Origin of the sequence: Actinomadura rubrisoli, from assembly GCF_004349215.1 — a bacterium.
Classification (GTDB): Bacteria; Actinomycetota; Actinomycetes; order Streptosporangiales; family Streptosporangiaceae; genus Spirillospora; species Spirillospora rubrisoli.
In genome coordinates this window covers 1-1,553 of sequence record NZ_SMKU01000686.1, presented here as the reverse complement: position 1 = coordinate 1,553, position 1,553 = coordinate 1, and the positions used below count along the sequence as shown (strand labels likewise).

The 1,553-nt window shown below is 66.0% G+C and carries 1 protein-coding gene; it reads right to left on the bottom strand.

The features are described from left to right. Window positions 1-54: 54 nt before the first annotated feature. Window positions 55-1,473, bottom strand: a complete 1,419-nt coding sequence (locus E1298_RS46855) for an IS256 family transposase (protein WP_424923248.1) — start codon at window positions 1,471-1,473, stop codon at window positions 55-57. Between the last annotated feature and the right edge of the window lie 80 nt (window positions 1,474-1,553).

The following is a 1,553-nucleotide window of genomic DNA, read 5'->3' as shown; positions in this document are numbered from 1 at the left end:
GAGCGTGTCACCTGAAGTGTGGAAAGATCATCTCTTGTTGTTGTGAGGCCCGCTTTACCTGATCCGCCCTGGATAGGCGATGGCGAGTTCGTTGAGTGCTTCGCGCCAGCCTGAGACGCGGAGTCCTTCGACGAGGCGCGTGGGCTGGAAGGCGTTCTTGGTGCCTTTCTCCCGGTTGGCGGCGCGTTCGCGGGCCCTCTTGTCCTCGATGTTGATGATGGCCAGCCACAGCAGTTTGACCACGGCGTCGTCGGAGGGGAAGTGCCCTCTGGCCTTGGTCACCTTGCGGAGCTGGTAGTTCAGGGACTCGATGCCGTTGGTGGTGTAGAGCAGTTTGCGGACCGGTGCGGTGAAGGCCATGTAGGGCGTGAAGCGGTCCCAGGCGTCCTCGAACACCTTGACGGCCTGCGGATACTTGCAGCCCAGCTCGGTGCCGGCGAAGACGGCCAGGGCGTCCAGGGCGGCGTCGGCGTCGGGCGCGGTGTAGACCTTCTTCAGCTCCTTGGCCACCGCTGCGGCGTCCTTGCGTGCGACCGGCCGCAGCGCATTGCGGATCAGGTGCACGACACAGACCTGGACCGTAGTAGCGGGGAACGCGGCGTGGATGGCGTCCTCGAACCCGGCCAATCCGTCGGTGCAGGCGATGAGGATGTCACGCACACCGCGGTTGCGCAGGTCGGCCATCACCGACGCCCAGAAACGCGCCCCCTCCCCGGCGGTGGCCACATCCAGCGGCGTCTTGGCCAGCCAGATGCCCAGCACGTGCTTGTGCCCGTCGGTGTCGACCCCGACCGCGACATAGGCGGGCTTGTTGGTCACCACGTTGTTGTCGCGGACCTTCACCACCAGGGCGTCCAGGAACACCACCGCATACGTCGGGTCCAATGGCCGCGACTGCCACGCCCGCGCCTCGGCCATCACCTGGTCGGTGATGTTGGAGATGCTCTCGTGGGAGAGCTCGGTGCCGTAGACCTGCAGCAGGTGATGCTGCACGTCCCGCACGCTCATCCCATGCGCATACAACGAGATGATCATATCGTCCAGGCCGCCCGCGACCCGGCCCGCCCGTTTGGGCACCAGCACCGGCTCGAACGTGCCCGCCCGATCTCGCGGTACCCGCAGACCCACCGGCCCCACCCCGGTCTGCACGGTCTTGCCGATACGCCCGTTCCGGGCGTTCCCCGAGCTCTTGCTCGCACCGACCTCATGCCGGCCATAGCCCAGATGCGCGGTCAGCTCGGCCTCCAGCGCCCGCTCCAGCACCGCCTTCACCAACTCCCCGAGCATGCTGCCCTCGCCCGTCAACCGCAGCTGCCCGGCCTCGTCCAGCGACTGCTCCAGCAGCAGATCCAGCACCGAGTCGTCAATCAGCTCCCGAACCGGCACCTTCCGCCCCACAACCGGCTCCACCGACGTCTGGACCGAACCGGCCCCAATCTGGCCGACACTCTCATACCCCTTGATCACCGTCATGGTGTCCGTACTCCCCCCGAAGCAGTGGATGATCTTCAACTACCCTTGATGATCACTCCCACACCTACGGTGATACCCCC

Excerpts from the sequence above, each read along its gene's own strand:
- E1298_RS46855 (WP_424923248.1), bottom strand. The coding sequence starts at position 1,473 with ATGACGGTGATCAAGGGGTATGAGAGTGTCGGCCAGATTGGGGCCGGT.